A 23,078-nucleotide genomic window follows, 5' to 3' on the forward strand; every position below is an offset into this window, starting at 1 on the left:
TTCTTATACAAAACCTAGCAGTTTTCCACCCTGATAAATAATGAACGACATGATATAGGCAAGCGTTAAGGAATAGAAGACAGCGAACGCTGTCCATCTCCAGGAAGCTGTCTCCTTTCGAAGAACCCCTACCGTAGCGAGACAAGGTGTATATAATAGTACAAATACCATGAAGCTGATTGCTTGAAGTGGCGTGAAGGCCAGCGCAATTTGGCCTTGTAGTCCGGCCATATCAGGTACATGATAGATGATATTCATTGTGGATACGACGACCTCTTTGGCCATGAAGCCAGTCATGAGGGCTGCTCCGGATTGCCAGGTTCCAAAGCCAAGCGGATGAAGAAGGCTAGCGAACAGCCCGCCGATATAAGCCAGAAAGCTATCGTCCATCGTATCCGCTACTCCTCCTGGTCCAACATAGGATAGCAGCCAGATCAATACAGATCCGCCCAGAATGAACGTCCCTGCTTTGCGTAAGAAGCCTTTGCCCTTCTCCCAAGTGCTACGGAACAGGGTGGTAGACTGCGGCATACGGTATGGCGGCAATTCAACCATGAAGAAAGACTTCGAATCTTTGAACATGAACAGCGAGAACAACTTGGCTAATACTAAGGCCAACACGATCCCAAGCAGATACAAAGAGAAAACAACGAGTGCCTGGCCCCGGGCAAAGAATATACCTGCGAACAAGGCGTAGACCGGCAGACGGGCTGAGCAGGACATCAGCGGAACGAGCAGCATGGTCAGCATCCGCTCCTTCGGTTGCTCAATACTGCGCGAGGCCATAATGCCAGGGACGTTGCAGCCGAAGCCAATAATGAAAGGGATGAGTGCCTTGCCATTAAGCCCTGCTAGTTCCATGATTTTATCCATCATAACGGTAATCCGTGCCATATAGCCTGAATCCTCAATGAAGGAAATAATCAGGAACATAATGAAAATCTGCGGGATGAACACAAGCACACCGCCTACACCGCCGATAATTCCGTCGATCAAGAGTGCGCGCGTAAATTCTGAGGCACCCACAGCAACTAGTCCGTTCTGTATCCATGTACTGAGTGGACCAGAGAAGAAGGATTCTAGCAGGTCGGATAACGGATTACCAAGCCAATCAAAGGTCAACTTGAAGGTAAACATCATGAAGACGAGAAATATGGGTATCCCCCATATCGGGTGGGTCACTACGGCATCTATTTTCTCTGTGAGCGTGTTAGGCTTGCGATGGGTTGTATCGACAGCCATTGCACAGATCGCTTGAATATGCTTCGTTCTTACTGAGCGGATATACTCTTGTAAAGTGGATGGGGTTCCTGCCGTGCGCAGCCGCTGTTCGGCCAAATCGCAAATAGATTGGACCTTGGACATTTGCTCATCGCTGAGCTTAAGTGAACGAATAACAGCTTCATTGCACTCCATCAACTGAAGGGCGATGAAGCGTTCGGACGAGATGTGATCAGGGATGACAGAATTTAATTCCCGGGAAATGTTACTGATTGCTGCTTCGACGGCATTTCCGTAATCGATGCGAAAATCAGGTGCTTTTACCGAAGAGCTGCTGATTAGATCAAGCAGTTCTTCAGCGCCTTTTCCCGTACGGGCTACAAGGGGCATTACAGGAACGCCGATCTTATCTGCCAAGGCCTCTAGATTAATGCTGAGACCGTTCGATTTAGCAACATCGATCATATTGAGACCAATTACAATTGGCTTCCCATATTCCAAAAGCTGAAAAGTTAAATAAAGATTTCGTTCAAGTTGAGAAGCATCAACGATATTAACTAATAGGCTGGGGGAATCCGACACCAAATATTCAGCGGCAACACCTTCATCCCTCGATAAAGGATGCAAGGTATAAATGCCGGGGAGGTCGGTTAGTTCTCCACTTTTATTCTTAAGATGTCCAACCTTCTTCTCAACAGTAACTCCTGACCAGTTACCTACATATTCGTATGAACTGGTGAGCGTATTGAATAGCGAGGTTTTACCTGTATTCGGATTGCCGATAAGGGCCGCATTGTTCATGAGACAGCCACCTTGATTTCAGCCGCTTCTTTCTGGCGGATTCCGAATAGCTGACCGCTGCATTCCAGCATTAATGGTCCTCCACATGGACAATATCGCTTGATCGTAATGTTTGAGCCAACAGAGATGCCTAGATCAGCAAGTCGGCGCTTCAGCGCAGGATCAATGGATCCGAAGTGACGTATTTCAGCAGAGATTCCCGGTCTCAGACCGAGCAGACAGTTTTGGCAGTCAGACATGGTAGATCGCCCCTTATTATAATGAAAGGATTAGAATTGGTAATTGTATTTGCTTCATTAATTAGGTACTATTCATAAACTTCTTTATGAAATCCATCTAATAATAATTAATATCAAATGGTAGTATTTCTTAGCTAATAATCTGATATTGATAATCACTCTCATTAGTTCTCAATAAATATAACAAACCGGAAAGTAACCAACTGTGATATGGATCACAGCGTTTTGTATCTTTCACTTTACATTTTCATTTACCTTCAAGTAAGATGAATAATAAAACAAACGAGTGAAAGGGATAGGAAGATGAAAGCGAACCAATGTAAGATTGTCGATTGTACTATCCGAGATGGCGGGTTAGTCAATAATTGGGATTTTAGTGTAGATTTTGTACAAAAATTGTATACCGGTCTGAATGAAGCAGGCGTGGATTATATGGAAATTGGATATAAAAACTCTCCAAAGCTGCTTAAGGGAGCAGATGAGGCAGGGCCATGGCGCTTCCTGGACGACGATTTCCTTCGTAAGGTGATCCCGCAGAAAGGAACCACCAAACTGTCTGCTCTAGTCGATATCGGTCGGGTAGATGAGAATGATGTTTTGCCTCGCAGCGAGAGTATGCTTGATCTGATTCGAGTAGCTTGCTATATCAAGGATGTCGATAAAGCTCTGGAGCTTGTACAATTGTTCCATGACCGCGGGTATGAGACGACGCTGAATATTATGGCTTTGTCGAACGTGATGGAGAATGAATTGCTAGAAGCGTTCGAGATGATTAAGGAGAGCGTAGTTGACGTTGTGTATGTCGTCGATTCTTACGGTAGTCTGGATTACAAAGATATGGAGTACTTGGTGGACAAATTCAAGACCCATTTGCCTAATAAACGCTTGGGCGTTCATACCCATAACAATATGCAGTTGGCTTTCTCAAATACGCTGGTTGCAGCAGACAATGGGGTAGAATTTCTTGACGCTTCTGTATACGGGATGGGTCGCGCAGCGGGCAACTGTCCTACAGAACTACTCGTCACTCATTTGAAAAATACAAAATATAATCTTCGTCCACTGCTTGTTGTGCTTGAAGAGCTAATGGTGCCGCTTCGCGAGAAGGAGGAGTGGGGTTACCTGATCCCCTACATGATCACTGGAACGTTGGACGAGCATCCGCGTTCAGCTATGGCGCTTCGTGTATCAGACGATAAGGATAAAGTTGTTGATTTCTATGATAAGCTCACGACGCCTGAAGTAAACTTTAAGAAAAAGTAATAGAGATTATATATAGGAAAAGTCCGGTTATGTTCGAATAGCCGGGCTTTTTTGAATGTTCAGAAAAGCGACGCGTTTTTTAGCGATTTTTGTCCTCGGGTTAGGGAGAAGGCAGGAAAATAGCAGATGATGTTGAATTGTACAACTAAAGAATATACCTCCGGGGGTTGAGAGCTCAAAGATGGGTACAAGGACAGAGAGAGGAACAGCTTTGATCCAGGGAGGAATCGGGTTGGCAGGTATGCTCGCCTTCATTATAGCATCCGTTAGGTTAGACAGCTTGGGGATTTCCGCGGATAGCATGCGAGCATTGTTGATTCTGGCTGGATTGGTTATTGGAACAGTATCATTTGCGATTTTTGCTCAAGGCTGGATCTTGTTTGCGGACAAGTTGTCTAGACAGCGTTTGTATACCGCGGTCCTCTTTTTCATAATCGGATTATTGGATGTATTACATATATCGGCATATAGCGGGCTTAAGCTGTTCGGAATAGAGACCGGGCTTCATTTATCGGATACGCTGCTTGCGATTTCGCATTTGCTCGGGGCTTTGGGGATTCTGCTTATTTTCAGTACGGAAGATAGGCAAGTGTCGGACAAACATAAATTTATGGCCTTTATCGGTGGTGCATGGGTCAGTGCGATCGGGATCGGGCTGTTATATACATATCAATGGAAGCACCCTGAATGGCTGGAGTACAATGGACGCAGCCTCGGCAATTCGGTAATTTGGATAGCTACTCTGCCGATCATCTTATTGGCGATAATATCCATGTTTCGCCGATCGCGCAAGGTAAGCTCGTCTGCAGCGATAACGATGGTTCGGGCGTTGATGTTCATGCTGCTGGGGCATATTCTGCTTATGTTAGTGGACATGCAGGCTAGCTTGCTTCATGCTGTCGGCGAATGGTATATGGTTCTCTCTTATTATTTTGTGATGAAGGGAGTATACCGCCTTACTATTGAAGAGCCATTCCGCAGCCAACAGGCTGTTGAAGCTATGATAAAGCATATGGTCGATCATGATGAACTGACCGGATTACCTAATTTACGGCGGATGAAGGAGGAGCTTGGGCAAGCAGCTCGTTCTGGCGCTTCATGTATCGGTATAGCCGTGGTCAATATCGATCGCTTCAAGGCGATTAATGATTCCCTTGGTTATAGCGCTGGCGACAAAGTGCTTACGGAGGTAGGCGAACGGCTGTCAGAGGTGTGCCAAGCTGCAGAGAAGGTCTACCGAATGGGAGAAGATGAATTTGCTCTCATTTTAGGCGAAGTGGGCGATGCAGAAGCGGCTGAACGCCGTGCAGTATGCCTGCTTCATACAGTGAATCCGTCAGTCATTATTGATGAGACAGAGTACCACATCTCACTTTCGATGGGGTTAGCCGTCTATCCTGTAGATGGAGCATCCGTCGAGCAGGTCATCCAATACGCTGATATGGCTGTTCATCATGCCAAGGATCAAGGGCAGGAATTCTCACGTTACGTTGATAAGTTAAAGCTGGTAACCCAGGCTCGAATCGAATTGGAGAACGATATGCGCAAGGCGTTGGATCAGGAGCAATTCTTCCTGGAGTTTCAGCCGCAATTCAGTCTACAGACCAATCAGATGGTAGGAATGGAAGCGTTAGTGCGGTGGAGACATCCGAAGCGAGGGATCATTTCACCAGGGGAATTCATTCCGATCGCTGAGGATAGCGGCTTGATCGTTCAACTTGGAGAGTGGGTATTAAGGACAGCCTGTCAGTACAATAAGAACTGGCAACTAGCTGGTTATCCGCCAATATGTATCTCTGTCAATCTCTCGATGCGCCAATTCCGCCAATATAACCTGGCTGAGAGGGTCGGAGCGATCCTGAAGGAAGTTGGAATGGAAGCGAAGTATCTGGAGCTTGAGGTTACGGAGAGTATGACCTATGATATTGAGACAGCGTTAAGCCAGTTATACAGCTTGAAGCAACTCGGAATACATATTAGTATCGATGATTTCGGAACAGGCTATAGCTCGCTCTACTATTTGAAGAGCCTACCAATTGACCGCTTGAAGATTGACCGAGCCTTCGTACAGGAGCTAATGTTGGATGGAAATGATGCCGCCATCGTATCTACAATTACGACGATGGCACACCATCTGCAGCTCAAAGTGACGGCCGAAGGGGTAGAGAACGAGGAGCAGCTTGAGTTTCTGAAGCAGCAGAATTGCCATGAGGGGCAGGGCTTCCTGTTCAGCAAGCCTGTTCCTGCAGGCGTATTTGAGAATGAGTTCCTTAGTCGGCTTGCCGGCTAGGGAGCTTTTTTATATGAGGTGAGACACCCGTCTGATAGAGAGCAGAGGAGCAGTTCATCAGGAGCAATCATAATTGTGAGATAAAAAAAGTAAATCCCTTGCATCGCAAGGGATTTACATGAGTAAGCGGGTGATGGGAATCGAACCCACGCTACCAGCTTGGAAGGCTGGAGTTCTACCATTGAACTACACCCGCAAATATAAAAAATATGGTCGGGATGACACGATTCGAACATGCGACCCCCTGGTCCCAAACCAGGTGCTCTACCAAGCTGAGCTACATCCCGTTGTCTTAATCTGAGAAGCTGACTGCTTTTGAAGACAAGAAATAATATATCATTTTTTGAGATGGAAGGCAAGACCTTTTTTGAATTAAATATCTATTGATTCTCTTCTATAAATTTCAGGTTACTTGTATCTAACTACGATTGGGGGGGAAGCTGGACTGTCATTGAGGGTCCGGGAAGCTTGCCATTTGAGGGGAGTTTGCATATAATATGGGGTAAGTGTAATCAGTCAAGCCAAACATGTAAATGCAATGATGGAGAAGAGTAAGCAGAAGCCTTCTTACAGGGAGGGGACGCCGCAGATTGAGAGCGTCTCTACGAAATTCAGACTGCTGAAGTTCGCTCCGGAGCAGTTCCTTGAACCGCCTGTTCCACCAGAAAGGGAATTAGGAAGTAGGGGATACCGGTTACGAGCCGTTATTCGTTAAAGTGAGAGCATTGCTGTAACAGCGATACGCCTGGAGCGTGTCCTGAACGCTGTAGGCTCTAACAAGGGTGGTACCACGGTCTTTTCGTCCCTTTTCGGGAGAAAGGGCTTTTTTTGTTTGCAACAACATGATTTTTAACGTTTAGGGAGGATAAGTTCATGAAAGATCGTTTGGAAGCACTCAAGCAGGATGCATTGGAACAGCTTCACAAGGTTGCAGATGGAAATCATCTGAATGAGCTGCGTGTTAAATATTTGGGCAAGAAGGGTGCGCTTACAGAAATTTTGCGCGGCATGGGATCTTTAAGCGCTGAGGAACGCCCGGTTATCGGTCAAGTGGCCAACGAAGTTCGCGGGGCTATTGAAGCGCTTGTGGAGGAGAAGAGTGACCTCTTTCAACGTCAAGCAACTGAGCTGCGTCTGGCTGCCGAGCAGGTAGATGTGACTTTGCCAGGCCGTCCGATGAAGCAAGGTGCGGTTCATCCATTGAATCAAGTGGTCCAGGACATTGAAGATATCTTTATTGGTATGGGCTATCGGATTGCTGAGGGTCCTGAGGTGGAGACCGATTATTATAATTTCGAAGCGTTGAATTTGCCTAAGGATCATCCGGCTCGCGATATGCAGGATTCTTTCTATTTAACGGAAGAGTTGCTGATGCGTACACAGACTTCTCCGGTTCAAGTACACACGATGGAGAAGATGAAGGGCGAGGTGCCGATTAAGGTCATTTGCCCGGGAAGAGTATATCGCCGCGATGATGATGATGCGACTCACTCCTTCCAGTTCCATCAGATCGAAGGTCTGGTTGTCGGTAAAGGAATACGGATGAGTGATTTGAAGGGAACCTTGCTGGAGTTTACGAAGAAAATGTTCGGTCCGAATACGCAAATCCGTCTGCGTCCGAGCTTCTTCCCGTTCACAGAGCCTAGTGTTGAGGTCGATGTAACCTGCGTGAAATGCGGTGGCAACGGCTGCCGGGTGTGCAAGCACACCGGATGGCTTGAAATTCTGGGCAGCGGCATGGTACACCCTCGCGTACTGGAGATGAGCGGCTATGATCCTGAGAATTATAGCGGCTTTGCATTCGGTATGGGTGTGGAGCGGATCGCGATGCTGAAATATGGAGTGGACGATATTCGTCACTTCTTCAGCAATGATCTTCGTTTCTTGCAGCAGTATGCCAGAATTTAATAGCGGAAAGGGGAAAGTCAGATGAAAGTTTCAGCCGAATGGTTATCTAAATATGTATCGCTTGAAAATGTAGATATTACAGAGCTCGCAGAGCAAATTACGCGCTCGGGCATTGAAATTGATTCGATCGAGGACCGCAACAAAGGTGTGACTAAGGTTGTTGTTGGTTATGTCAAGCATAAGGAGAAGCATCCAGATGCAGACAAGCTGAACGTGTGTACAGTAGATGCGGGCGAGAGTGAGGATCTGCAAATCGTCTGCGGAGCCAAGAATGTAGACGCTGGCCAGAAGGTTCCGGTTGCGCTTGTGGGTGCCGAACTGCCAGGCGGCTTGAAGATCAAGAAGGCGAAGCTTCGTGGTGTTCCTTCCCATGGCATGATCTGCTCCGCGAAAGAGCTGGGGCTGAACGACAAGCTGCTGCCGAAGGAACAGCAGGAAGGAATTCTCGTGCTGCCGGAGCAAGTGGAGATCGGCACGCCGATTACGAAGCTGCTAGGGCTTGATGATCAAATCCTCGACTTCGATCTAACGCCGAACCGTTCCGATTGCCTGAGCATGCTGGGTGCAGCTTACGAGGTGGGTGCGATTCTCGGAAGAGAAGTCAAACTACCGACACCAGAGAAGGATCTGGTGGAAGTGCAGAAGCCAGCCAGTGAATATGTCGCTGTGAAGATCGATGCTCCGGCATTGTGCGACCACTACGCGGTTCGATATATTACAGGCGTTAAGATTGCTCCTTCACCGCTCTGGATGCAGAATCGACTGATGGCTGCGGGAGTTCGTCCGATCAATAATATTGTTGATATAACGAACTACGTTATGCTGGAATATGGTCAACCTCTGCATGCTTTTGATGCTGATAAGATTGCTGGCGGTGTAATCGGCGTTCGTGAAGCAAGAGCAGGTGAGAGCCTGGTCACGTTGGATGGACAGGAGCGCAAGCTGGAAGCGGGAACGCTCTTGATCGTGGATGGAGAAGATCGTCCGATCGCTCTAGCCGGTGTTATGGGTGGTCTTAACTCGGAAGTAACAGAACAGACGACGAATATTGTACTGGAATCGGCTAAATTCAGCGGCAGCTCTGTACGGGTTACGTCCCGTCATTTAGGACTTCGTTCAGAGGCGTCCCTCCGTTTTGAGAAAGAGGTTGATCCGAACGCGGTAATTCCGGCCTTGAACCGGGCGGCTGCACTTATGATGAAGCATGCTTCTGGCAGCGTTCATCAAGGCGTAGTGGAGACCGTCGTCAATCAGCCGAAGGAGCAGATCATTTCCTTGTCCCTTAGCAAGTTGAATGCTTTCCTTGGAACAGATATTTCGTCGCTGGAGACGAAGACGATTTTGAGCCGATTGCATTTTGATTGCGGCGATGTGGCCGGTAATACCATCGAAGTTCGTGTTCCAACACGCCGCGGGGATATTACCCGTGATGTTGATCTAATCGAAGAGGTTGCACGTTTGTATGGATATGACAATATCCCGACTACAGTAATAGAAGGGCCGACAACTGCAGGCGGATATACGAAGTCGCAAGCGTTGCGCCGTTCCTTGCGCAAACTGCTGGTGCATGGCGGTTGGCAGGAAGCAATGGGGTATTCCTTCGTGAAGGAAGGCAGTATTAAGCTGTTCCCTCGTCTGGGCGAAGGAGAATATGAAGTGAGATTGGCAATGCCGATGAGTGAGGAACGTGGGGTGCTGCGCAGCAGCCTGCTGCCGGGGCTGACTGAGATCGCGGAATATAACCGTAATCGCAAGCAGGATAATCTGGCATTGTTCGAGATCGGTAACGTATTCCTCTCCGCAGAAGAAAAGCTGACGAAGCAACCACAGGAGATGTCTGTGCTCGGTATGCTGCTGACTGGAAATCGTGGTGAGAAACGCTGGAATGTGCCTGCGGAGAAGGTGGACTTCTTCGATATCAAAGGAGCTCTGGAAAGTGTATTTGAAGCGCTGGGATTAAGTGAAAGAGTCTCTTATGAAGCAAACAAGCCAGTCGGGTTCCATCCGGGACGTTCTGCTTCCATGTATCTCGATACACCGGAAGGAAAGCTGTGGATTGGTACCTTGGGACAGCTTCATCCAGAGTTGCAGCATGAATTGGATCTTGATGATACGTATGCAGCAGAATTGCTGCTTGAACCGATCTACCGTCATGCAGGGGCAACGGTGGTATACCGTGATTTGCCGCGTTTCCCTTCGATGCAGCGTGATATTGCTGTTGTGGTCAGCCAAGGAGTTCAAGCTAGTGACTTGATCAGCTCGATCCGTCAGACCGCAGGCGAATTGCTGGAATCTGTTGAAGTATTCGATGTATTCACCGGCAGCAAGCTGGGAGATAACAAGAAGAGTGTGGCCTTGTCTCTCGTATACCGCCACAAGGAGCGGACATTGACGGATGAGGAGATCACTGCAGTGCATGGATCGGTGGTCAGTGCACTTGAGCAAACTTTTGCTGCTGAATTAAGAAAATAGCAGGAATTGTACAAAGTCACATCGAATCAAGTACAAGTAACGATTCGATGTGACTTTCGTGCAAAAAAATGCATATTTCAGACACCTAGAACAAAGCGCAATAAAGGAGGCACAAAGTTTGAATACCCCTGACCGAATTAGTGTAAACGTAGATATTTACGGTACTTCTTATAAAATTGTTGGCAGTAATGAAACGTATATGAAGCAGATCGCTAAGCGAGTGGACGAACAGATGCGTTCCATTTCCAAGGCGTATTCACATTTGGATACTCCTCGTCTAGCGGTGCTGACTGCTGTTCGGATGACAGAAGAGGCTGCCAGAGTCAATCAGCTTGAAGGTGAATTGAAGAGTTTGCAGCAGGAGAAGGCGTCCATCATTCAGGAGCTTGAAGTGCTCAAGACGTTAAATGCCAAGCAAGAAGAGCAATATGCCAAGCTTCAGGAGGAGTATGGCAATTTGAAGGACGACAGGAAGGCGTTGTCTGACAAGCTTACGGCTACCGAAGCAGCGTTCAATCAGCATGAAGCTGAAAGTGCTAAACAGGCCAAGGAACAAGAGGCCGAGAACCTGAGGCACAAGAACAAAGTACAGGAACTGGAACGTCAGCTGAGCGAACAGCGGAACAGTAACACTCAACTGCAGAATAAGCTACGTGCTACGGAACAAAATGTACAGCGGGAGAAGAGCGATCGTGACAAGCTTAACGCTCAGTTGAAGGCTGTGCAGCAGCGTGAAGAAGCAGCTAAGGCTGATGGACAACAGTTGAAAGCAAGCGTGGATAAGCTGGAGATGCAGAAGAAAGGTCTGAAGGAATCGCTACAGAGTGCAGAAGCAGAGACCAAGAAGCTGCAGCAGCATGTGCAGGATGCGAATGAAAGGGAGAACAAGCTCCGCTCCGAATTAGATGGCGTCCTGCAAAATGAGAAATCGTGGCAGAAGCTGGCTGAGAAACGTAATGAGGAGCTGAGCGGTCTCGAGGCGAAGCTACTCGGGGTATCCGAAGAGCTAGAGAAGAACGAGCAGCAGCTACAATTCGCAACGAAGGAAGCGAATGCCGCCCGCCAAGCTCTGCAGGTTGAACAGGACAAGCTTAAGCGGACTGCCGGTGAGTTGGAAGAGTTGCGTATTAAATTGAAGCAAGCGCTGTCTGATCGGGGAACCGCAATTATGAAAGCGGAAGCGAGCGAGGCAGAGAAGAACCGTTTGCAAGAAGAGATTCAAAGTATGGGTGAGCGCATAAGTGAGCTGGCAGAAGAGTCCAAGGGCTACGCTCAGCTTGCGGAAGCGAGTGAAATAGAGAAGAATCGTCTGCAAGATGAGATTCAAAGTCTTGTCGATCGCATTCAAGGTATGGAAGAAGAGGCTAAGAACTATGAACAGCTTGTAGAATCTGGCGAAGCAGAGAATGAACAGCTGCGGCAGAAGATTCATAATCTTGAAGATCGGATCCGGATTCTTCAGGAGGAGTCACAGGACTATGCTCTGCTTGCAGAGTCAAGTGAAGCCGAGAAAGAGCAGCTCCAAGCGGAGGTTCAGAGTCTGGACGAACGTATTCGGGAGATGAGAGAGGAGTCCGGGGGCTATGCTCAGCTTGTAGAAGCAAGTGAAGTGGAGAAGCGCCGCTTGGACGAGAAGGTTCAAAGTCTAAGTGATCGTATTCGTTCCTTAGAGGAAGAAGCCAAAGGTTACGCCCAGCTTGCGGAAGAGCAAGAACAGGCACGCAAGGATGCCGAGCAGCAGGAGCAGGCCTGGAGGACCCAGTTGGCCTCAGCAGAGAAGGAACTGGCTTCTTGGCGGGAGATCGAGGCGGATTTGCAGCGACAATTGAATACATGGCAGCAGGAATGCGCGGTCAGCTCGGAGAAGGCCAGGGACCTGAACGAGCAGTACGATGCGCTGCAGCAGGAGAAGGAGCAGATGTCAGAGCAGCTTCGGCAAATTACCGAAGGCTACGAAATTGTGTCACATGAGTATCATCTGTTAAAATCAGCCAAAGAGCTGGACCAAGAGAATACGCAGAAGCTTGAGCAGGAATATAAGCGGCTGAAGGAAGATTATGCGAAGCTGCAGACGGAGTATGACGAGTGGATTGAATTGATCGAGCAGGATAATAACTAGCATTGTGAATAGTCACGGTACTAAATGAAGGGTCCTTAGGTGATTCGCCCTAAGGACCCTTATTGTGCTTATTGAACTACCTCTCTCTTGATGATTTATTCTTCCACAATAATTTTGGAGATCATGGTTGTATGTCCGGTTCCGCACATAATGGAGCAGGCCAATTCAAATTCCCCGGCTTCCTCCGGGATGATCGTCTTGGACTGGCTCTTGCCGCTTAACTGCAGCTTAAGTCCAGGCACGAGCATTCCATGATTGCCTTCCTTGCTCTTGAAAGTAATCTTCACCGGAACGCCTTTCTTCAAGTGGTACTCAGGCTGGTCGAATTGATAATCGGTCGCTTCGATCGTAAGCTCGGCTTCTGGTGTAATGTTGTTATCTTCGGAGCTGGTATTGGAACCGCTGCCACAAGCAGCCAAGACTAGCAGTAACACAGATGTAGCCATGAATGCAATAGTTTTCTTCATAATCATCACCTGCAATATAGTATTATTGTGACAAATTTAAGAATATTATAGCGCAGGTTTTCAATCGAAAGAGGGGGACGGTATGAATAATTAGTGAACATTTTCCAAATTTTTCAGATTTCCGTATGAGCATGTAATCGGGAAATATGAGTCCATAAAGAAAACTACCCCGAAGCCTCCAGATGTAGGGGCGCGGGGTAGTTCTTGCTGCATCTTGTAGCTTTTAATTAGTAAGCTTATCGAGAGCCATTATCTCGGCCTGCCTCAAAGGGCGTAGATACGGGGATGAACAAGTCGATAATCCCGATCACTAGTGCCGCTAGTAAGGCGCCGATTACAGACACTGAGACACCGGATACGACGAATTGAGCGAGCCAGATCACGAGCGCACTGGCCAGAAAACCGACGATGCCGCGTCCAAATGGAGTAACCTTCTTGCCGAATATGCCCTCAATGGCCCAACCCAATAAGGCAATTACAAGAGCGAGCACAAGAGCGCTCCAGAACCCACCTACACTGAATTGTGGAACGAGCCAGCCCACAACCAGCAGTACTAGGGCGGAGACGATAAAACGGACAACATGCCCAAGAAAATGCACGGTATTTGCCTCCTTCTTTAATGAAATACATGTGGCAACTCCATATTATGATGTTCATGAAAGTCGGTTCTTATGTGCCTTTATTTTTAAATTAAGGCTAAATAGCGAAATTTGAGCGGTTTCGATATAATGTAACCATAGCTCGAGAGAGGTTGTGAAGTTTCTTGGATCAGAAAATACTGCATACGATGGAATATCCAAAAATAATAAATCAATTAGCACGTTATACGCAGACCTCACTAGGCAAGCAAATGGCAGAGGAATTACAGCCAGTGACACGCTTGGAAGATGTGAAATTGTTGCTGCAGGGGACGGAAGAATCGTTTACCGTTGACCGGCTCAAGGGTTATCCTTCCTTTGGGGGAATTGTAGATATAACGTCAGCTGTTAGACGAGCCCGCATTGGCGGTACGCTGAATCCCCACGAACTGCTAGGAATTGCGACAACGCTTGAAGGTTCAAGACGGATCAACCGCTACCTGTCTGCAGTTCATGAGGACAATCCGGTGGAAATATTATTTACACTGAGCGATTCCTTAAGTGAGCAGAAGCCGTTAGAGGATGCAATCAAACGCTGCGTGGATGACAGTGCGGAAATTATGGACTCAGCAAGTGCAGAGTTGTCGCAAATTCGCCGTGAACTACGCGGTGGAGAAGTACGGATCCGTGAGAAGCTGGATTCGATGATCCGATCGTCGACGGTGTCGAAGATGTTGCAGGATCAGATCGTTACAATTCGCGGCGATCGCTTTGTTATTCCTGTTAAGGCGGAATACCGTTCGCATTTCGGCGGAATCGTACACGACCAGTCTGGCTCAGGGGCTACCCTGTTCATTGAACCAGAGTCGATTGTTGCGATGAACAATAAGCTGCGCGAGACGAAGCTGCGCGAGGAGCGGGAGATTGAGGTTATACTGCAGAAGCTAACTGCGCTTGTAGGTGAGCAGGCGGAACTGTTGTTATATGATGTCGATATCCTGGCCCAGCTTGATTTTATGTTCGCCAAGGCACGTCTGGCGCGCGAGATGAAGGCCACGCTGCCTCGAATGAATGACCGCGGCTTCATTAAACTACGGAGAGGACGCCATCCGCTTATCTCGATCGACCAGGTTGTTCCGATTGACGTTGAGCTCGGCAATCACTTCTCGACGATTATCGTCACCGGTCCTAACACAGGCGGTAAGACGGTTACGCTGAAGACGATCGGCCTGCTCAGCTTGATGGCGATGTCTGGATTGTTCGTCCCGGTTGAAGAAGGCTGTCAATTATGTGTATTTGACGCAATCTATGCGGATATCGGCGATGAGCAGAGTATTGAGCAGAGCCTGAGTACCTTCTCCAGCCATATGACGAACATTATCTCCATTCTGAAAAATATGACGCCGAAGAGCCTTGTTCTACTCGATGAGCTTGGGGCGGGGACGGATCCTGCCGAAGGCTCGGCATTGGCGATCGCGATATTGGAGCATATACATTCACTGGGTTGCAGAATGGTAGCGACAACGCACTATAGCGAGCTTAAGGCTTACGCCTATGAACGTAAGGGTGTCATCAATGCCAGCATGGAGTTTGATATCAATACATTGAGCCCAACCTATCGCTTGCTGGTAGGGGTACCTGGCCGAAGTAATGCATTTGCAATTGCTGAGCGGCTCGGGCTTCCGGCTCCGATTCTTGAATTTGCCCGGGGTGAAGTTAAGGAAGAAGACCTTCGGGTGGAGAATATGATTGCCAAGCTCGAAGAGAATCGGAATATTGCAGAGCAAGAGCGCGAGAATGCTGAGAAGCTACGCAAGGAAATGGAAAGCCTTCGCAGTAAGCATGAGGCCGAGCTTGAGAAGCTGGAGCAACAGAAGGAGCGCTATCTGGAGAAGGCGGATGAGGAAGCGAGGGTGATTATCGCTAAGGCTCGCAGCGAAGCGGAGAAGATTATCGATGAGCTGCGCTTGCTTGCCATGGAAGAAGGAGCCTCGGTGAAGGAACATAAGCTGATCGCTGCCCGCAAGCAGCTTGACGATGCTGAGCCAGCGATGCGCAAGAAGTCTGTTGCTCATAAGGCTGCCAAGCCAAAACGCTCGATCCAGCCTGGTGATGAGGTGAAGGTACACAGCCTGAATCAGAAGGGGCATGTTGTTGAGCTGTCCGGCGACAAGGAAGCACTTGTTCAGCTGGGAATTATGAAGATGAAGGTTGAGCTTGATGACCTTGAACTGATTGGTTCAGCACCCGTTACGAAGCCGGTTCAGCGAACCGCAGCTAATGTGAAGCGTACGCGGGACGAGCATGTGCGGACAGAGTTGGATCTGCGTGGAGCCAATCTGGAAGAGGCATTGATTGAAGTAGATCGCTTTATTGATGAGGCGTACCTGAGCAATCTGGGTCAAATCTATATTATCCACGGTAAAGGAACCGGGATTCTGCGCAGCGGAATATCCGACTATCTGCGCAGACATAAGCATATCAAGAGCTACCGTCTTGGAAATTACGGAGAAGGCGGCACAGGAGTTACGGTGGCGGAACTTAAATAATTCGTATGGAACGAATATGATCCATGTAGGAGGAGTAAGATCATGCTGAAGAACCTGGTCAGGGTTTTATTCGCAGCTGCCGTATGCTTTATTGTCGCTGGGATTATCTATCTCTGGGTGGCTTAATACATTTAAGTGCGAGTTTAATAATTCCAGTTTCAGCACCGAAGCTTATGCTCCCGATGTGCGTTTTTTCAAAACGCTTAAGTTGGATGAAGCTAGGGCCTGAGGAGCGGAGCTACACGTTTTCGTAGAAAATGACCTCGGAAGCATTTACTTGTAGTTTGTACGTGAGCACCTAAGATGTTTCCGTAGGAAACATGACTTCGTAAGCATCTGCTTTAGGCCCGGCTGAATTCAAGATTCGATGCCGATTAAGCTACCAGTACTACTTCGTGATCAAAGTTGGATTAAAGAAAGGATGGGGACGATGGAGACGACGATTTGTCCATGGTGCCAGACAGAAATTGTATGGGATGAAGAAATAGGGCCCGAGGAGTACTGCCCTTATTGTAACAATGAGTTGAAGGGTTACCGTACTCTGAATATTGGGATTGATGAAATTGAGGATGAAGAGAACGAGTACGACGAGGATGAGGATCAGAAGGTTTTTTGGGAACATGAAGAGAGCGGGCATCTCGATGCGATTCGCAGAGTAGAGACATTTGCCAAGGCAGGCGGGGATTTGCTGGCTTATGACTCTGGAGTGGAGAGAGTACTGGATGGACAGGAAGAGGTACCTGAGTGCCCTCATTGCCGTGAGTACATGCTATTTGCTGGCAGCCAATCATTACCGGACAGCTTCGTCCCCGCAGTTCCGGCCGGACTTACGAGGCCGTTAGTGCAGAAGGCGGCCAAGCTAGATATATATATTTGCTCGGCTTGTTTTCATGTGAGTCATTTCCTAACAGAAGATGAGAGAATGCATCTCATCCGTACAGTGACTGAAGAAGAATAATAGTTGGCATAAGAAGGAGCTATCCCTAGTAGTACTTTTAGGATAGCTCCTTCTTATTTATTGGGTTACGGTTATGCTGATTACCAATCCGGGGTCTAATGATGTTTAGGGGGAGGATGGGGGGATCGTGTTAAAGAGAACATCTGTATGTCAGGTCGTTCAACTCCGCTGATAATATCCGTAATCATCTCCGCGGCGATCGTGCTGCATGCCGTACCATTGCCGCCATACCCTTCGAGAAAATAACAGTGCGGATAATCAGGGTGGGTCCCGATATAAGGAAGCCCGTCATGAGTATGCCCGAATACAGCGCCCCAGCTGTACTCCGCCTGGAGTGCAGTGGATCGCGGGAACATTTGATGTACATAATCAAGCAACTGCTTGCTCTTGGCTAGATAGCGCCCTTCTACAAGCCGACCTCCAGGTAAGGGTTCATCTAAGCCTCCGGCTATAATCCTTCCGTCTCGGGTTGTTCGGAGATAGTGATATGGACGGGCTGTCTCCCAGATCAGGCATTGCTCATACCAATCCTGCAAGTCCTTGAGCGGTTCAGTAACGATGACATAAGAACTTGTTAATTCAGCACCTCTCTCACGCTTGTATTGCTGCGTCTCGTATCCGGTCGCAAAAATAACATGCTTGGCTGTAATCTGTGACTGCCCGCATCGGCAGATCACCTGGTCTTGGGTAAATTCACAGCCGCTGATCGGGGATTCTTCATAGACTCGTGCTCCCTGCTGAACTGAATGTTCGACCAGACTATGAACGAGGGCATAAGGGTTGACCTCGGCGTCCCCTTGGTTAAGATGGCAGCGGGTTTTTTGAATGGAAAATTAGTGGAGATCTGGTCTTCATTCCACCACGACCCATCAAACCCGTAGCGCTGCAGCGTGCTATGCTCCTCTCTGAGCATGTCGGCGTCTTCAGTAGTGCTAGCGAAATATAAGCTACTGCGGGGAATCAGCCGGGCATCTTCGGGAAATTCCTGACTAAGATGGATTAAATGCTGGATAGCATCACGGCAGAGCCGGTAGAAATGAACAGCCATCTGCTCGCCGAACGTATGGATCAGGGAAGTTAACGTCTTGTCATTGGAGAATTGGAGCAGGCCGGTATTTACCAGGGAACTGCCGGAGGCGATTTGATGACTTTCAACCAGAACAGTATCGATGTTCCTTTGGGTTAAAAGAAATGCAGTTATTGCTCCGCTCACCCCGCCTCCGACAACTAATACATTGCAGGAGATATCTGAGTTTAAAATGGGATACTTGTTAGGCTTGGGAGATACGGTGGGCCAGTAATAATGACCGGAATGCAGCTTCAAAATAAGCCACTCCTTTAGAGGTATAAGGTCGCTGTTGTTCACGAGAATGTCGTTAGTATGTCCAATTAGAAACATCATAAAAAACCGCTTGTGGGAGCATAATAGGCAAGAATTGAATCAAAAATCAGGAGGAATAGGCATGAACAATATGCAAATGAAGCCTATCTCAGGTAAGGAATTGGACTACATCTCCGATTCACTGTCCAATGAGAATATGCTTATCAAGCTGTGCGCAGCAGCAAGAAGCGTATCGGCCAACACGCAAATCAGCCAGGTCATCGATCAGCATCTACAGGTTCATGAGCAGCATACGCATCAGATGATTGAAATGCTGAAGCAGCACCAACAAATGGCTCCGACGCAAAGTCATTAAATCAACTTTTATTTATTAAACATCTAGGAGGATAGAAAAGATGAATCAACAACAGAATCAATCGCAAAGTCAGCAAATGTTGACCGAGTCCGATTACCTGAATGTTATGCTGTCCGATCTGAAGAGAACGGCGCGGGAATACACAACGGCGACGACAGAATCGGCATGTCCTGTTGTCAGACGCATGTTCACGGATCTGACTAACAGCACGCTGCGTTTACAGGGTGAATTGTTTCAGGTGATGGAGCAGAATCAAATGTATACCACGCCTTCTCCAGCACCACGCCAAATGATTGATAAGGAGATTCAGACTGCGCAGCAGGATCATCAACAGACGCATCAGATGGCCCAGCAGCACGGTATGCAATCCGGTGCTTTCTACCATCAGAGCAATGTGCCGAATCACACTTCGAACGTACAGAATCCATACTTAACCTAACCGTTCAAACGGCTGGAGAAGCGACTAGTTCGGCTTACCGGCTATAGTTCAGCGACCGTCCGTCCAGGGGAGAACTCATCCTTATGGCGGACGGTTTTTCTTTGCAGACGCATGAAATTCATGTAATATTAGTATTAAATTTAGTTTTCGGCAGGCGGCGCGTGGAGAATGCACACGATCTACCACCCTGACATTTGCCGGAACAGCGCTGGAGGATGAAGGATGAGACAAATAAGCGAGCTTAAGCTGAAAGTGCTGGATCTTCTGAAAGAGGATGCGAGGCGTGACCCTAATTTGCTGGCGACATTGCTCGGCGCGACTCCTGAGGAGATTGCGGAGGCGATCGCGGAATTGGAAGAGGATAACGTGATCGTGAAGTACGCCACGGTAGTTAATTCCAGCAAGCTGGACGATGAGAAGGTGACGGCGTTAATCGAGGTACAAATTACGCCTGAGCGCGGAAGAGGGTTTGAGACGATCGCCGAGCGCATTTATTTGTTCCCGCAAGTAATGAGTGTCTATCTGATGTCCGGTGCATACGATCTGTTGGTTGAGGTGGAGGGCCGCAACCTGAAGGAAGTGGCAAGCTTTGTATCCGACAAGCTGTCTACACTTGAGTCCGTACTATCTACCAAGACGCATTTTATTTTGAAGAAGTATAAGCAGGATGGCATTATTTTTGAAGATCCTGAAGAGGATCGCAGACTTTTGATATCTCCGTAAAGGAAGTAATAATATGAGTGTAAATTCACAGGATGTAGAGAACAATAGCAAATCGATGACATCTTATCTGTCCCCCGTCGTAAGGGAGATACAGCCTTCGGGTATTCGTCGTTTTTTTGATTTGGTGAGTGGCAATAAGGATATTATTACTCTAGGTGTCGGTGAGCCGGATTTTATAACTCCTTGGCATGTACGAGAAGCGTGTGTATATTCGCTGGAGCGTGGGTTTACGAGCTACACATCCAATGCAGGTATGCCTGAGCTTCGCGAGGCCATTGCGGAGTACCTATATAATAGCTATGATCTGAAATACGATCCCAAGGATGAAATGATCGTTACTGTGGGCGGGAGCGAAGCGATCGATCTTGCACTTAGAGCTCTGATCGAGCCAGGGGATGAGGTTCTCGTGCCGGTTCCTTGTTATATCTCCTATTCCCCAATTACTTCAATTGGCGGAGGAGTACCGGTCGAAGTCGAGACTTTTGCTAAGGACAGCTTCAAGCTGAAGGCTGAGCATTTGCAAGCTAAGATTACGCCGAAGTCCAAAATATTAATTTTAAATTATCCAAGCAATCCTACAGGCGGTATTATGACCTATGAGGATTGGCTTCCAATAGCCAAAGTGGTGGAAGAGAATGATCTGATCGTCATCGCCGACGAGATCTATTCGGAATTGACTTACGATTACAAGCATGTCAGCTTCGCTTCGATCCCTGGTATGAAGGACCGTACCTTACTTGTCAACGGTTTCTCCAAGGCCTTTGCCATGACAGGCTGGCGCATGGGGTATGTATGCGGACATCCTGACCTGATCTACGCAATGCTGAAGATCCATCAATATACCGTGATGTGTGCTCCTGTTATGGGCCAAGTGGCTGCGCTCGAGGCTCTGAAGAACGGCCTTGGGGAGAAGGATCATATGGTAGAATCGTATAACCAGAGAAGACGCCTGATCGTACAGGGACTACGAGATATCGGCTTGTCCTGCCATGATCCTCAAGGGGCATTCTACGCCTTCCCAAGTATCCAATCGACCGGACTTAGCTCCGAGGAGTTCTCGCAGAGATTGCTTATGGAAGCTAAGGTAGCAGCTGTACCTGGGAACGCTTTTGGCGGTGGCGGAGAAGGTTTCCTACGTTGTTCCTATGCGACATCGGTCAGTCAACTTAACGAAGCACTACATCGAATGGGCCAATTCGTCCATAAGCTGAAGCAAGGCTAAGGCTGGCGCTGTGCCCATGAACTATTCACCCGGGAAAATGGTTCTATTTAACATTTCTTTCATTTATTAATTGATCATTGTCCAATTAATATGGTATAATATGTTTTCGGAGGAAGGTTATAGTTTCTCAGGGAGGGATAACTTTTGGGTTGTGGTGAATACAATCTAGTATATGATATGTCGGGGCTATTGATCGCTGAAGACAATGAATCAAACAAGTGGATGGTAGAAGCGAGCCGTAAGACTTCACCACAAGCAGTGACCTTGGAGGATGAAATTCATATACTTCGTAATAGAATGGAGAAGATGTTCTTGCAAGAGAAGTCTTTTACCTCGGATATTGTAATCGAAATCAGCCGTTTGCTGGATCTGAAGATTAATGAATTTATGAAGAAGCGGAGTAAGAAACAATAATCAATTAGCGACCTGACGGAGTTCAGTCGATTGAAGAGGATCTTTTACAGATCTTCTTTTTTTATGTGATTCAAGTTATCGAGAGGGCTACATAAAGTTGAAGAAGCCTAGTAATCATATGGAAAAGCCCTCAGCATCGTTTTATGGTATATTGGAAATATCGATTTCTAAGGATAGGGGGAGTTTCTCTAATGACGATTTACACACGTACTGGTGATCAGGGGCAGACCTCAGTGATCGGCGGAAGAGTATATAAAGATGATGAGAGAGTAGAAGCTTACGGCACGATAGATGAATTGAACTCCTTTGTTGGGCAGGCTGCGAGCCTTGCGGAAGGAGAGAAATTTGCCGACCTGCGAGAGGATCTTCTGCAGATTCAACAGGAGTTGTTCGATTGTGGCTCCGATCTGGCTTACGTCAAGATCAAAGAGAGCAAATACAAGGTAACGTCTGAGCTATGGGAGAGATTGGAGCAGTGGGTAGACCGCTATGAACAGGAAAATCCTAAGCTTGAGCGCTTCATTCTGCCTGGCGGTTCCCAACTGGCAGCTGTTCTTCACGTCTGTCGTACAGTCTGCCGCCGCGCTGAACGCCGCGTAGTGACACTGAGTCATAAGACGGAAATTAACGAGGACGCTCTGAAATACATCAATAGGTTATCTGACTTCTTCTTCACAGTGGCCAGGACAGCCAACGCTCGTCTGGCGGTTCCCGATATAGAATACTTGCGCAGTCGGAAGGTGTTCGGCAATAAATCATGACAGACTACTATGAACCGATTACTTATCAAGTAACAGAGTTAGAGGAAGGTTGGCTGGTAAAGACGGTGTTACAGCGGCGCTTAGGCGTATCGCGGAAGCTGCTGTCACGAATCAAGTTGACGGAGCGCGGTGTAATGTTGAACGGGGAGCGAGTGTACATCAGTGTGCCAGTAAGAGCGGGCGATATCGTATCCATCTCATTGGAGCAGGAGATGTCAGAGGATATTTTGCCACAGCCGATTCCATTCGATATCGTGTATGAGGATAACGCACTGCTGATCGTCAACAAGGAACCAGGGATCATCGTTCATCCAACTCATGGTCATTATATGAACACGCTGGCCAACGGGGTTGTACACTACTGGCAGGCCAAAGGCGAGAAGTACCGGTTTCGTCCGGTGCACCGTCTGGATCAGGAGACGAGCGGGATTATTGCGATCGCCAAGAATGCCTATATCCATCAGCATATTTCGGAGCAGCTTATAGCGGGGCAAGTAACCAAGAAATACATCGCTCTCGTTCACGGTTGTCCGCAGCCTGTGAGCGCCTCGATTGACAGTCCTATTGATCGTGACCCACAGGAGCTGCATCGCCGTATCGTGACAGCGGATGGCTATCCTGCCCTGACTCATTATGAGGTAAAGGCTTGCTATGGACAAGGGGCTCTTGTGGAACTTAGGCTGGAGACTGGGAGAACGCATCAAATCCGCGTTCATATGACCTCAATCGGTCACCCGCTGATTGGCGACAAGATGTATCGTTACTTAGGCTTCGACGAGCTTGATGAGCAGGAGCAGACAAGCATGAATGCACTGGATACTCTTATTGATCGCCAGGCGCTTCATGCCGCTGAGCTTGGATTCATTCATCCATTAACGGGCGAACAGATGGTATTCTCTGCTTCGTTGCCTGCAGATATGGCTCATTTACAGAAAAGGTTGAATTAGAGTGGACTTT

20 protein-coding genes, 2 tRNA genes and 1 other annotated feature are annotated in these 23,078 nt (G+C 47.9%); of the genes, 14 read left to right on the forward strand and 8 right to left on the reverse strand.

Annotated elements, in window-relative coordinates:
* Positions 1–3: 3 nt before the first annotated feature.
* Positions 4–2,022 carry a ferrous iron transport protein B gene (feoB, locus tag ABD014_RS07075; RefSeq protein ID WP_343859186.1) on the reverse strand — a complete coding sequence of 673 codons (2,019 nt, stop codon included), beginning with the start codon at positions 2,020–2,022 and terminating at the stop codon, positions 4–6.
* On the reverse strand, positions 2,019–2,261 hold the full coding sequence (locus ABD014_RS07080) for a FeoA family protein (RefSeq protein WP_251408201.1): 243 nt from the start codon (positions 2,259–2,261) through the stop codon (positions 2,019–2,021). The genes feoB and ABD014_RS07080 overlap by 4 nt, the downstream gene beginning before the upstream one ends.
* 303 nt (positions 2,262–2,564) lie before the next feature.
* On the opposite strand from ABD014_RS07080, the gene ABD014_RS07085 reads away from it, so the two are divergent.
* Positions 2,565–3,524: an aldolase catalytic domain-containing protein gene (locus tag ABD014_RS07085; protein ID WP_251408198.1), complete on the forward strand. Its 960-nt coding sequence runs from the start codon at positions 2,565–2,567 to the stop codon at positions 3,522–3,524.
* Positions 3,525–3,765: 241 nt separating this feature from the next.
* Complete coding sequence (locus ABD014_RS07090; protein ID WP_343859733.1) at positions 3,766–5,814, forward strand: putative bifunctional diguanylate cyclase/phosphodiesterase; 2,049 nt, start codon at positions 3,766–3,768, stop codon at positions 5,812–5,814.
* A 125-nt stretch (positions 5,815–5,939) separates the two neighbouring features.
* Here ABD014_RS07090 and ABD014_RS07095 read toward each other — a convergent pair.
* Together ABD014_RS07095 and ABD014_RS07100 are read right to left on the reverse strand one after the other, a co-directional pair.
* Positions 5,940–6,010: transfer RNA gene (locus ABD014_RS07095), tRNA-Gly, on the reverse strand.
* Between the two features lie 14 nt (positions 6,011–6,024).
* Positions 6,025–6,101 (reverse strand) — tRNA-Pro (locus tag ABD014_RS07100).
* A gap of 242 nt (positions 6,102–6,343) precedes the next feature.
* Positions 6,344–6,624, forward strand: a binding site (T-box leader).
* A 63-nt stretch (positions 6,625–6,687) separates the two neighbouring features.
* Between ABD014_RS07100 and pheS the strand changes: the two genes are divergently transcribed.
* From pheS to zapA, 3 genes are all read left to right on the forward strand, one after another.
* Complete coding sequence (gene pheS / locus ABD014_RS07105; RefSeq protein WP_343859190.1) at positions 6,688–7,722, forward strand: phenylalanine--tRNA ligase subunit alpha; 1,035 nt, start codon at positions 6,688–6,690, stop codon at positions 7,720–7,722.
* Between the two features lie 21 nt (positions 7,723–7,743).
* Positions 7,744–10,194: a phenylalanine--tRNA ligase subunit beta gene (gene pheT / locus ABD014_RS07110; protein WP_343859193.1), complete on the forward strand. Its 2,451-nt coding sequence runs from the start codon at positions 7,744–7,746 to the stop codon at positions 10,192–10,194.
* A gap of 118 nt (positions 10,195–10,312) precedes the next feature.
* Positions 10,313–12,313, forward strand: a complete 2,001-nt coding sequence (gene zapA, locus ABD014_RS07115) for a cell division protein ZapA (RefSeq protein ID WP_343859195.1) — start codon at positions 10,313–10,315, stop codon at positions 12,311–12,313.
* Between the two features lie 95 nt (positions 12,314–12,408).
* Here zapA and ABD014_RS07120 read toward each other — a convergent pair whose 3' ends face one another.
* The gene (locus ABD014_RS07120) at positions 12,409–12,780 is read right to left on the reverse strand and encodes a cupredoxin domain-containing protein (protein WP_343859197.1); all 372 of its coding nucleotides are present in this window, start codon (positions 12,778–12,780) and stop codon (positions 12,409–12,411) included.
* 236 nt (positions 12,781–13,016) lie between these two features.
* Positions 13,017–13,379 (reverse strand): phage holin family protein, encoded by a 363-nt coding sequence (locus ABD014_RS07125; RefSeq protein ID WP_068780150.1) that lies wholly within the window; start codon positions 13,377–13,379, stop codon positions 13,017–13,019.
* A gap of 164 nt (positions 13,380–13,543) precedes the next feature.
* On the opposite strand from ABD014_RS07125, the gene ABD014_RS07130 reads away from it, so the two are divergent.
* Together ABD014_RS07130 and ABD014_RS07135 are read left to right on the forward strand one after the other, a co-directional pair.
* Positions 13,544–15,907, forward strand: coding sequence for an endonuclease MutS2 (locus ABD014_RS07130; RefSeq protein ID WP_343859201.1), 2,364 nt, complete (start codon positions 13,544–13,546; stop codon positions 15,905–15,907).
* A 430-nt stretch (positions 15,908–16,337) separates the two neighbouring features.
* Positions 16,338–16,865 (forward strand): hypothetical protein, encoded by a 528-nt coding sequence (locus tag ABD014_RS07135; protein ID WP_343859203.1) that lies wholly within the window; start codon positions 16,338–16,340, stop codon positions 16,863–16,865.
* Between the two features lie 95 nt (positions 16,866–16,960).
* On the opposite strand, the gene ABD014_RS07140 is transcribed toward ABD014_RS07135, so the two are convergent.
* The gene (locus ABD014_RS07140) at positions 16,961–17,623 is read right to left on the reverse strand and encodes an NAD(P)/FAD-dependent oxidoreductase (RefSeq protein ID WP_343859736.1); all 663 of its coding nucleotides are present in this window, start codon (positions 17,621–17,623) and stop codon (positions 16,961–16,963) included.
* A complete protein-coding gene (locus tag ABD014_RS07145; protein WP_343859206.1) occupies positions 17,539–18,267 on the reverse strand; it encodes an FAD-dependent oxidoreductase in 729 nt (242 codons plus the stop codon). The genes ABD014_RS07140 and ABD014_RS07145 overlap by 85 nt, the downstream gene beginning before the upstream one ends.
* A 61-nt stretch (positions 18,268–18,328) precedes the next feature.
* Between ABD014_RS07145 and ABD014_RS07150 the strand changes: the two genes are divergently transcribed.
* From ABD014_RS07150 to ABD014_RS07180, 7 genes are all read left to right on the forward strand, one after another.
* Complete coding sequence (locus tag ABD014_RS07150) at positions 18,329–18,562, forward strand: hypothetical protein (RefSeq protein ID WP_343859209.1); 234 nt, start codon at positions 18,329–18,331, stop codon at positions 18,560–18,562.
* A gap of 40 nt (positions 18,563–18,602) precedes the next feature.
* Positions 18,603–19,001 carry a spore coat protein gene (locus ABD014_RS07155; RefSeq protein WP_343859212.1) on the forward strand — a complete coding sequence of 133 codons (399 nt, stop codon included), beginning with the start codon at positions 18,603–18,605 and terminating at the stop codon, positions 18,999–19,001.
* 222 nt (positions 19,002–19,223) lie between these two features.
* Positions 19,224–19,724, forward strand: a complete 501-nt coding sequence (locus ABD014_RS07160; RefSeq protein WP_127001558.1) for an Lrp/AsnC family transcriptional regulator — start codon at positions 19,224–19,226, stop codon at positions 19,722–19,724.
* A gap of 13 nt (positions 19,725–19,737) precedes the next feature.
* Positions 19,738–20,946 (forward strand): aminotransferase class I/II-fold pyridoxal phosphate-dependent enzyme, encoded by a 1,209-nt coding sequence (locus ABD014_RS07165; RefSeq protein ID WP_343859216.1) that lies wholly within the window; start codon positions 19,738–19,740, stop codon positions 20,944–20,946.
* Between the two features lie 222 nt (positions 20,947–21,168).
* On the forward strand, positions 21,169–21,360 hold the full coding sequence (locus ABD014_RS07170; protein WP_379338187.1) for an aspartyl-phosphate phosphatase Spo0E family protein: 192 nt from the start codon (positions 21,169–21,171) through the stop codon (positions 21,358–21,360).
* A gap of 191 nt (positions 21,361–21,551) precedes the next feature.
* Complete coding sequence (locus ABD014_RS07175) at positions 21,552–22,121, forward strand: cob(I)yrinic acid a,c-diamide adenosyltransferase (protein ID WP_343859222.1); 570 nt, start codon at positions 21,552–21,554, stop codon at positions 22,119–22,121.
* Entirely contained in the window at positions 22,118–23,068 is a 951-nt protein-coding gene (locus tag ABD014_RS07180; RefSeq protein ID WP_343859224.1) for an RluA family pseudouridine synthase, read from the forward strand. The genes ABD014_RS07175 and ABD014_RS07180 overlap by 4 nt, the downstream gene beginning before the upstream one ends.
* Positions 23,069–23,078 lie beyond the last annotated feature (10 nt).

The sequence above is a fragment of the Paenibacillus motobuensis genome (assembly GCF_039521865.1).
GTDB classification, from domain to species: Bacteria; Bacillota; Bacilli; order Paenibacillales; family Paenibacillaceae; genus Fontibacillus; species Fontibacillus motobuensis.

Excerpts from the sequence above, each read along its gene's own strand:
- feoB (WP_343859186.1), bottom strand. The coding sequence starts at position 2,022 with ATGAACAATGCGGCCCTTATCGGCAATCCGAATACAGGTAAAACCTCG.
- ABD014_RS07080 (WP_251408201.1), bottom strand. The coding sequence starts at position 2,261 with ATGTCTGACTGCCAAAACTGTCTGCTCGGTCTGAGACCGGGAATCTCT.
- ABD014_RS07085 (WP_251408198.1), top strand. The coding sequence starts at position 2,565 with ATGAAAGCGAACCAATGTAAGATTGTCGATTGTACTATCCGAGATGGC.
- ABD014_RS07090 (WP_343859733.1), top strand. The coding sequence starts at position 3,766 with ATGCTCGCCTTCATTATAGCATCCGTTAGGTTAGACAGCTTGGGGATT.
- pheS (WP_343859190.1), top strand. The coding sequence starts at position 6,688 with ATGAAAGATCGTTTGGAAGCACTCAAGCAGGATGCATTGGAACAGCTT.
- pheT (WP_343859193.1), top strand. The coding sequence starts at position 7,744 with ATGAAAGTTTCAGCCGAATGGTTATCTAAATATGTATCGCTTGAAAAT.
- ABD014_RS07120 (WP_343859197.1), bottom strand. The coding sequence starts at position 12,780 with ATGAAGAAAACTATTGCATTCATGGCTACATCTGTGTTACTGCTAGTC.
- ABD014_RS07135 (WP_343859203.1), top strand. The coding sequence starts at position 16,338 with ATGGAGACGACGATTTGTCCATGGTGCCAGACAGAAATTGTATGGGAT.
- ABD014_RS07145 (WP_343859206.1), bottom strand. The coding sequence starts at position 18,267 with ATGATGTTTCTAATTGGACATACTAACGACATTCTCGTGAACAACAGC.
- ABD014_RS07150 (WP_343859209.1), top strand. The coding sequence starts at position 18,329 with ATGAACAATATGCAAATGAAGCCTATCTCAGGTAAGGAATTGGACTAC.
- ABD014_RS07155 (WP_343859212.1), top strand. The coding sequence starts at position 18,603 with ATGAATCAACAACAGAATCAATCGCAAAGTCAGCAAATGTTGACCGAG.
- ABD014_RS07160 (WP_127001558.1), top strand. The coding sequence starts at position 19,224 with ATGAGACAAATAAGCGAGCTTAAGCTGAAAGTGCTGGATCTTCTGAAA.
- ABD014_RS07165 (WP_343859216.1), top strand. The coding sequence starts at position 19,738 with ATGAGTGTAAATTCACAGGATGTAGAGAACAATAGCAAATCGATGACA.
- ABD014_RS07170 (WP_379338187.1), top strand. The coding sequence starts at position 21,169 with ATGGTAGAAGCGAGCCGTAAGACTTCACCACAAGCAGTGACCTTGGAG.
- ABD014_RS07175 (WP_343859222.1), top strand. The coding sequence starts at position 21,552 with ATGACGATTTACACACGTACTGGTGATCAGGGGCAGACCTCAGTGATC.
- ABD014_RS07180 (WP_343859224.1), top strand. The coding sequence starts at position 22,118 with ATGACAGACTACTATGAACCGATTACTTATCAAGTAACAGAGTTAGAG.